At 66.5% G+C, this 7,031-nt stretch carries 8 protein-coding genes and 2 pseudogenes; 5 read left to right on the forward strand and 5 right to left on the reverse strand.

The annotated features are described in order from the left end of the window. Window positions 1-706, reverse strand: a pseudogene (locus tag A9W96_RS10585) (DUF222 domain-containing protein); the annotation flags it as partial. Window positions 707-906: 200 nt separating this feature from the next. Here A9W96_RS10585 and A9W96_RS10590 point away from each other — a divergent pair. Both A9W96_RS10590 and A9W96_RS10595 read left to right on the forward strand, forming a co-directional pair. Then, a complete protein-coding gene (locus A9W96_RS10590; protein ID WP_067139556.1) occupies window positions 907-1,371 on the forward strand; it encodes a hypothetical protein in 465 nt (154 codons plus the stop codon). Window positions 1,372-1,483: 112 nt separating this feature from the next. Continuing rightward, the gene (locus A9W96_RS10595; protein WP_066868422.1) at window positions 1,484-2,614 is read left to right on the forward strand and encodes a nitronate monooxygenase; all 1,131 of its coding nucleotides are present in this window, start codon (window positions 1,484-1,486) and stop codon (window positions 2,612-2,614) included. 26 nt (window positions 2,615-2,640) lie between these two features. Here A9W96_RS10595 and A9W96_RS10600 read toward each other — a convergent pair whose 3' ends face one another. The 3 genes from A9W96_RS10600 to A9W96_RS10610 all read right to left on the reverse strand — a co-directional run bounded on the left by A9W96_RS10600 (window position 2,641) and on the right by A9W96_RS10610 (window position 3,644). After that, window positions 2,641-2,862 carry a hypothetical protein gene (locus A9W96_RS10600; RefSeq protein ID WP_067139559.1) on the reverse strand — a complete coding sequence of 74 codons (222 nt, stop codon included), beginning with the start codon at window positions 2,860-2,862 and terminating at the stop codon, window positions 2,641-2,643. A gap of 90 nt (window positions 2,863-2,952) precedes the next feature. Then, window positions 2,953-3,240 (reverse strand): hypothetical protein, encoded by a 288-nt coding sequence (locus A9W96_RS10605; protein ID WP_067139562.1) that lies wholly within the window; start codon window positions 3,238-3,240, stop codon window positions 2,953-2,955. 5 nt (window positions 3,241-3,245) lie between these two features. Beyond that, a complete protein-coding gene (locus A9W96_RS10610) occupies window positions 3,246-3,644 on the reverse strand; it encodes a hypothetical protein (RefSeq protein ID WP_066868428.1) in 399 nt (132 codons plus the stop codon). Window positions 3,645-3,891: 247 nt separating this feature from the next. Between A9W96_RS10610 and A9W96_RS10615 the strand changes: the two genes are divergently transcribed. The 3 genes from A9W96_RS10615 to A9W96_RS10625 are packed head-to-tail and all read left to right on the forward strand — an operon-like array spanning window position 3,892 to window position 6,789. Beyond that, on the forward strand, window positions 3,892-5,190 hold the full coding sequence (locus A9W96_RS10615) for a cytochrome P450 (protein ID WP_067139565.1): 1,299 nt from the start codon (window positions 3,892-3,894) through the stop codon (window positions 5,188-5,190). 12 nt (window positions 5,191-5,202) lie between these two features. After that, window positions 5,203-6,216: an alcohol dehydrogenase catalytic domain-containing protein gene (locus A9W96_RS10620; RefSeq protein ID WP_067139568.1), complete on the forward strand. Its 1,014-nt coding sequence runs from the start codon at window positions 5,203-5,205 to the stop codon at window positions 6,214-6,216. Between the two features lie 12 nt (window positions 6,217-6,228). Further along, window positions 6,229-6,789 carry a YceI family protein gene (locus tag A9W96_RS10625; RefSeq protein ID WP_067139571.1) on the forward strand — a complete coding sequence of 187 codons (561 nt, stop codon included), beginning with the start codon at window positions 6,229-6,231 and terminating at the stop codon, window positions 6,787-6,789. Between the two features lie 28 nt (window positions 6,790-6,817). Here A9W96_RS10625 and A9W96_RS32595 read toward each other — a convergent pair. Then, a pseudogene (locus A9W96_RS32595) lies at window positions 6,818-7,031 on the reverse strand (hypothetical protein); the annotation flags it as partial.

Below are 7,031 nucleotides of genomic sequence, written 5' to 3' on the forward strand. Positions count from 1 at the left end.
CTGCTCGTCGTCGGGGTTGCACATGCCGGGGGCGGCGAGTTTGGCCAGTACCGCCTCGAGGGTGGCGCGGGCTTCGGCGCGACATGCCGTCGGTTTGCTGGTTGCCGAGCACCAGTCCGCGCATGCGCGCGCGGTCGGCGTCGGTGTAGGTGCCGTCGGGGTGGAGGCAGTCCATCAGGCGGCGGGCCAGTGTGGCGAGTTGGTCGGGGCGAAATTGGGTGGCCGTGGCGGCCAGCTGTGTTTCGGCGTGTTCGCAGGTGTCGAGGTCCACGGCTTCGGGCAGGTGGTGGAAGAACCGCCGGATCACGGCCACGTGGTCGGCGCCGATCGCCCCATCTTGCTGGGCCGCGGCGGTGGCGGGCAGCACCGGCGCCAGCGGCTCGCCGGTCAGCGTGCGGCGCGGGCCCAGATCGGCGGCCTCGGCGATACGCCGTGCGGCCTCGGCCCGGGTGATGTGCAGCCGGTCGGCCAAGGCCCAGGGCAGCTTGCCGCCCAGTTCGGCCGGATCCGCTTGCTCGCCAAGCTGGTTGATGAGTTGGTGGCTTGGCGTCTGGAGCTTGCGGGTTGCGCATTCGAGCTTTTCCAACAGTGCCAGGCGTTCGGGGTTGGTCAGCGCCGCATAGGAATGCTGGTGAAAACGAGCGGCCGCAGCGCACAACGCGTCAGCGTCGGCTTGAATCTGCTCTCGGTCATCTATCGAACTCATGTTCGAATGCTAGAACGGGCCACCGACAAAAAGCGCTCCCCTGAAACCACTGAAACAAAAGAGGCACAAGTGATTTGGGTTTGCCGGATCAACGCGTCAAAGCGTGGACCATCGCGCCTATTGCGTCGCCGAGAACAATGAGTCCAAGCGGCAACCGCGCTGCGGCGCGGTGCGCGATTGGATAGAGGTGGGTGAGTGCCATGGCCTCGTTGCTCACGGCCTGCAGCGGGTTCCTGCTCGCCGTCTTGTGGATGGATTTGATCTTCGACGTCCAGGTACTTCGGTATCGGAAGGCCACGACCGAACTGCCCGAGGCCGTGCTCGCTTCCATCGCGGCGTATTACCACCGCGCGACCACCGCGTCTCGGCCGATGAGCCGATTGATCGCACTCGTCATGCTGACCCTGGTGGGAACGCTGGTGCTGCAGGCCGCGCGGGGCCACGATCCCGGTTGGCTGCTGGTGACGTCGGCCGCGCTTGCCGGCATTCCGACCATGTTGGCGTTGACGCACACGGTTCCCGATGCGGTGCAGCTCGGGCACCGCGAGGGCAGTCCGCCCGAGCAAACGCGCCTGGCGCGCTCGGTGTGCCGCGACCATCTGCTCTGCGCCGCCTGCATGCTCGCGTTTCTCGTCCTGTGGGTGGCGAACAGCACCGCGATCTGACCGCGGTGACGGGTCGTAGTCGCAAGGCGCAGGTCAGGACCCGCTGGCCACGTCAGTGAGCTACGTACTAAACTAGAACACGTTCCAATTCGGCGAGCTCCCAGGAGTTGTAATGCACACCCCTATCTGCGACGAACTCGGCATCGAGTTCCCGATTTTCGCCTTCACCCACTGCCGCGACGTCGTGGTGGCGGTCAGTAAGGCCGGGGGGTTCGGCGTGCTCGGTGCGGTCGGATTCACCCCCGAGCAGCTGGAGATCGAACTCAATTGGATTGACGAGAACATCGGCGACCACCCCTACGGCGTCGACATCGTCATCCCGAACAAGTACGAGGGCATGGACTCCCATCTGTCCGCGGAGGAGCTTGCCGAGACGCTGCGCAAGATGGTGCCGCAGGAGCACCTCGACTTCGGCAAGAAGATCCTCGCCGACCACGGCGTGCCGGTCGAGGACAGCGACGGCGACAGCCTGCAGCTCCTCGGCTGGACCGAGGCGACGGCCACGCCCCAGGTCGAGGTGGCGCTCAAGCACCCCAAGGTGAAGATGATCGCCAACGCGCTGGGCACCCCGCCGGCCGACATGATCAAGCACATCCACGAGGCCGGGCTCAAGGTCGCGGCGCTGTGCGGCTCCCCCTCGCAGGCTCGCAAGCACGCCGACGCCGGCGTCGACATCATCATCGCCCAGGGCGGTGAGGCTGGTGGGCACTGCGGCGAGGTGGGCTCGATCGTGCTGTGGCCGCAGGTCGTCAAGGAGGTCGCCCCGGTCCCGGTGCTGGCCGCCGGTGGCATCGGCAGCGGTGAGCAGATCGCGGCCGCACTGGCGCTCGGCGCGCAGGGCGCGTGGACCGGATCGCAGTGGCTGATGGTCGAGGAGTCCTCGAACACCCCGGTTCAGCAGCAGGCGTACGTCAAGGCCGGCAGCCGCGACACCGTCCGCAGCCGGTCGTTCACCGGCAAGCCGGCCCGCATGCTGCGCAACGACTGGACCGAGGCGTGGGAGGCACCGGAAAACCCGAAGCCGCTCGGAATGCCGTTGCAGTACATGGTCTCCGGCATGGCCGTGCGGGCCACCAACAGGTACCCGAACGAATCCGTCGACGTGGCATTCAACCCCGTCGGCCAGGTGGTCGGGCAGTTCACCAAGGTGGAGAAGACCTCAACGGTCATCGAGCGCTGGGTGCAGGAGTACCTGGAAGCCACCAACCGGCTGGACGAACTGAACGAGGCCGCCTCCGTCTGACGCGGAGGCTGGCCTGGCCGGTGCGCCTAGACCTCGTCGGCTTCGTCGCGTCCGGTGAACACTTCCTTCGTCCGGTCCACCGCGTACGTGCCGATGTCGATCGAATTCGCGACGATGCCGCTGGCGCCGCCGGCGACGTCGCCGCGGATGATGTCGCTGGCGTGTTCGACGATGTCGGAGGCTTTTTCGACGGCGTTGGTCGCGATGTCCCTGACGGCGTCGACTGCATCCCTGGCGTTGAAGGCCATCTCGAGTCTCCCTTGTGTTGCAGGACGGTTGCTACGACTCTAGACGGGCTCGGGTGGCATTTCGCTACGGGCGGTGACGCCTATCGGGGCCTAGTAGTGCACCAGGCTGCGCCAGTAGTCTTCGGGAATTTCGGCCCCCGAGCGCAAAATTCGGGCCAGTCCGACGGCCATCGCGACGCCCAGCAGTCCCAGCCAGAGCCCGGCCAGCGCGATGACACCCCACAGCACGGCGGTGACGGTGGGCCAGGGCGAGAGCACCGCCAGCGCCGGCGCGAAGAAGAATCCGGTCCCGATGTACCAGGCTGAGCCGGCCCGGTCGGAGGCCAGCACGAAGCGTAGCCAGCGTGGGATCGAAGGCTGAGCCGGACGATCGCGCATGGTCGTTACTCGGACGGTGGGAAGAACCCTGCCCCGGTGAACCAGCCCTCTTGCCACCCTTGGGCTCCCAGGCACAGCATCGGAAGTCCGCGGTCCGACTGTGCGGCGCTCTGCGGGCCTGGGCACTTGGCGCCCGCCTGCTGGACTCCGTACAGCGGATAAGAGGCCACCCAATAGCCGGTGGTCGCCGCGGGGAACTGATTGGGGGGCGGGAAGTGGCAAGCCTCGGCCTGGCCGCTGGGCCCCCGTCCGAAGATGAAACGCTCGTAGTTGTCGCACGGCGCGCCCAGCGAGGCCTGATAGTTCATGCCCGGCACGTCGCCGTCGTAACCGGCGGCCGCGCACGGGGCCAGGCCGATCGTGATGCCCGCTATCGAAGCGGCGCTGAGCAGTTCCCGAATCATGTCCTACCCCGCCTGTCGTCGCCGGTGACCTGCACCAAAGCATATCCGGCGGACCGTCGGCCACAAGACCGTTCCGGCTTGTGGGTCCGATCGTCGGCGTGCACCCGCGACACGGCGCGAAACGGCCGGTCAGGAACACGTTCCAATTCGCCGCCGACGATCTTTCCTCAATCCTTCCCAACCAAGGTGCGGCAGTGGTTTCCTTGCACAAGGACGACTAGACCACTTCGTCATCGAGGAGCGGGCCATGCCAACCGTCGAGCCAACTGCCAAGCCGGTCCCCAATCTCCCTCCCGGATTCGACTTCACCGACCCGGACATTCACGCCGAGCGGCTCCCGGTGGAAGAGCTGGCCGAACTGCGCCGGACGGCGCCGATCTGGTGGAACGAACAGCCCGATGGGGTGGGCGGATTCGACGACGGCGGCTTCTGGGTGGTGACCAAGCACAAGGACGTCAAAGAGATTTCGCGGCGCAGCGACGTGTTCTCCAGCCTGGAGAACACCGCCCTCCCCCGCTACAAAGAGGGCACGGTGCGCGAACAGCGCGATACCGGCAAGTTCGTGTTGCTCAACATGGATGCCCCGCAGCACACCCACCTGCGCAAGATCATCTCCCGCGGCTTCACACCGCGCGCCGTCGAGCTGCTGCGTGACGACCTGAACCAGCGCGCCCGTCAGATCGTCGAGAAGGCGGCCGCCGCGGGTTCCGGCGACTTCGTCGAGCAGGTGTCCTGCGAGCTTCCGCTGCAGGCCATCGCCGGACTGCTGGGAGTGCCACAGGAAGACCGCATGAAGCTGTTCCACTGGTCGAATGAGATGGTGGGCGACCAGGATCCGGAATTCGCCCGCAATGACGCGATGGGTGCGTCGGTCGAGCTGATCACCTACGCCATGCAGATGGCCGCCGACCGGGCGCAGAATCCCGGCGAGGACATCGTCACCAAGTTGATCGAGGCCGACGTCGACGGGCACAAGCTCTCCGACGACGAGTTCGGTTTCTTCGTCATCCTGCTGGCCGTGGCCGGCAACGAGACCACCCGCAACTCCATCACACAGGGCATGATGGCCTTCACCGACTTCCCCGACCAATGGGAACTGTACAAGCGGGAGCGTCCCGTCACCACGGCCGACGAGATCGTCCGATGGGCCACCCCGGTCACCTCGTTCCAGCGGACCGCCCTAGAGGACTACGAGCTGTCCGGCGTGCAGATCAAGAAGGGCCAGCGCGTCGTAATGGTCTACCGCTCAGCCAATTTCGACGAGGACGTATTCGAGGACCCGTTCACCTTCAACATCCTGCGCGACCCCAACCCGCACGTCGGGTTCGGTGGCACCGGCGCGCACTACTGTATCGGGGCCAACCTGGCGCGGATGACCATCGACCTGATGTTCAACGCGATCGCCGATGCCATGCCCGACCTGGAATCGGTCGGCAAGCCCGAGCGGCTGCGGTCGGGGTGGCTCAATGGGATCAAACACTGGCAGGTCGACTACCACACCAACGGCTCCCAGAAATGTCCTGTCGCGCATCAGGCCCAGGGGTGACAAGCTAATCACATGCCCACTCATCGAGCCGTCCATGTCCCGTCCGCCGGTGCAGCTTTGGAGCTGGTCGACGCCGAAACCAAGCCACCGGGTCGCGATGAGGTACGGCTGACGGTCGCCGCGTGCGGCATCTGCGGAACCGACGCGCACTTCGTCAACGGCGGCTTTCCCGGCATGTCGTGGCCGCTGACTCCCGGGCACGAGATCGCCGGCAAGATCGCCGAAATCGGCGACGGGGTCCAGGATTTCGCGGTCGGCGATCGCGTCGCGGTCGGCTGGTTCGGCGGATGTTGCCAGCGCTGCGACCAATGCCGCAAGGGACAGTTCATTCACTGCGAAAACGGCAAAGTGCCGAGTTGGCAATATCCCGGCGGATATGCCGAGTCGGTGACCGTGCCGGTGAGCGCTCTGGCGCGCATACCGGCCGAGCTCTCCGATGCCGAAGCCGCCCCGATGGGATGCGCCGGCGTGACCACCTATAACGCGTTGCGGCACACCAATGCGCTGCCCGGCGACCGGGTGGCGGTACTCGGCGTCGGCGGCCTGGGCCACCTCGGGGTGCAATTCGCCCGGGCCATGGGTTTCGAGACCATCGCGATCAACCGCGGCACCGGCAAAGCCGACGACGCCCGAAAGCTGGGCGCCCATCACTACATCGACTCCACGGCCAACGACCCCGCCGAAGCGCTCAAGGACTTGGGCGGCGCGACGGTCGTCCTGGCCACCGCCGGAAACTCCAAGGCCATGGCCGACACGGTCGGCGGCATCCTGCCCCGGGGCCAACTGGTCACCATCGGCGTCACGCCCGAACCGCTGCCGATCAGCCCGGTGCAGCTGATAACGCCGGGCATCAGCATCGTCGGCCATCCCTCCGGTACGGCGAAAGACGTCGAGGACACAATGCATTTCGCGGTCTTGTCCGGCGTAAGAGCGTGGATCGAGGAGCTGCCGCTGTCGCAAGCCGCGGAGGGCTACGCGGCCCTGGAAGGCGGCCGGGCGCACTACCGCACCGTTTTGACCATGTGACACAGTCGATTCGTGACTTCCGACCAAAGCGCGGTGTGGACGATCGGCCCGGCTGACGGTGAGTTGTTGCTGCGCACCGGCGTTAGCGGCAGGGCGGCGCGGATGGGCCATCGTCTTACCATCGCGATGACGCGCTGGCGTGCCACCGTGAGCTGGTCCGACTCCCAACCCGTCAGCGCACAGCTCACAGTCGAGACCGATTCGCTCGACGTGCTGCGTGGTGACGGCGGTGTCAAAGGGCTGTCCGGGGCGGAGAAGGCGCTGGTGCGGTCCAACGCCCTGAAGTCGTTGTCCGCCAGCCGGTTTCCCGAAATCTGCTATACAGCGGATGTCATCGAAAACGCCGGCGATAACTACCGCCTGATGGGCACTCTGCACATTCGGGGAGTGTCGCGGGACCATGTCGTCGAGGTGCAGACCGAAGACCTCGGGGAATCATGGCGGATGTCAGTCGAATCCACCATCCGGCAGTCCGACTACGGCATCAAGCCGTACTCGCTGCTGATGGGGTCGGTCCAGGTCGCCGACGACGTGTCGTTGTCGTTCGCCGCCGTTCGCGCCCAGGGCAACTGAGGGCCGCGGTCACCGGCGCCGGGCGAGCTCAGGGTTGCGGGTCGGTCGCTGCGCGCGGGGCCGAGTCAACCGCCGGATCGCCGGTGTCACCGGGTATGTGCTCGAGCACCCGGGTCAGGTAGGGCTGTCGGTTACCGCCGTCCGACTGTCGTTCGCCACCGGCGCCCGGCTGCTCCTCCGGAACGCTGGCGTCCGAAACCGGTTCGCCGGCAGGGAGTTTCGTTTGTGGGGCCGGCCAGCGC

Source organism: Mycobacterium sp. 1245852.3, assembly GCF_001669335.1.
In the GTDB taxonomy this organism is placed as follows: Bacteria; Actinomycetota; Actinomycetes; order Mycobacteriales; family Mycobacteriaceae; genus Mycobacterium; species Mycobacterium europaeum_A.

Coding starts and splice junctions, on each gene's coding strand:
- A9W96_RS10620 (WP_067139568.1), top strand. CDS start 5,203: ATGCCCACTCATCGAGCCGTCCATGTCCCGTCCGCCGGTGCAGCTTTG.
- A9W96_RS10590 (WP_067139556.1), top strand. CDS start 907: ATGGCCTCGTTGCTCACGGCCTGCAGCGGGTTCCTGCTCGCCGTCTTG.
- A9W96_RS10600 (WP_067139559.1), bottom strand. CDS start 2,862: ATGGCCTTCAACGCCAGGGATGCAGTCGACGCCGTCAGGGACATCGCG.
- A9W96_RS10615 (WP_067139565.1), top strand. CDS start 3,892: ATGCCAACCGTCGAGCCAACTGCCAAGCCGGTCCCCAATCTCCCTCCC.
- A9W96_RS10610 (WP_066868428.1), bottom strand. CDS start 3,644: ATGATTCGGGAACTGCTCAGCGCCGCTTCGATAGCGGGCATCACGATC.
- A9W96_RS10605 (WP_067139562.1), bottom strand. CDS start 3,240: ATGCGCGATCGTCCGGCTCAGCCTTCGATCCCACGCTGGCTACGCTTC.
- A9W96_RS10595 (WP_066868422.1), top strand. CDS start 1,484: ATGCACACCCCTATCTGCGACGAACTCGGCATCGAGTTCCCGATTTTC.